Genomic DNA, 293 nt, shown 5'->3' on the forward strand with positions numbered 1-293 from the left:
CAAGCGGTGACCGTCAGCGTCAATGACTTGAACGATAACACACCGATGATGACTTCCGGTGCGATGGGCAGTGTTAATGAGAATGCTGACACCAGTACGGTTATTTACACAGCCACTGCGACCGATGCGGACGGTACGGTCACCAATAACACCTTGCGATACAGCTTGTCTGGTGACGATGCGGCATTGCTGGATATCAATGCGGTGACTGGTGTGGTGACGTTAAAAGCCTCAGCGGATTATGAAACCAAATCCAGCTACAGCTTTAATGTGATCGCGACAGATAACGGTGC

Annotated in this window: 1 protein-coding gene; it reads left to right on the top strand. The window is 50.5% G+C overall.

All coding sequences use genetic code 11. The features are described from left to right. On the top strand, window positions 1-293 hold a 293-nt coding region (locus tag KPL72_RS21135), incomplete at both ends, for a cadherin repeat domain-containing protein (RefSeq protein ID WP_219704366.1).

The sequence above is a fragment of the Marinomonas lutimaris genome (assembly GCF_019426345.1).
In the GTDB taxonomy this organism is placed as follows: Bacteria; Pseudomonadota; Gammaproteobacteria; order Pseudomonadales; family Marinomonadaceae; genus Marinomonas; species Marinomonas lutimaris.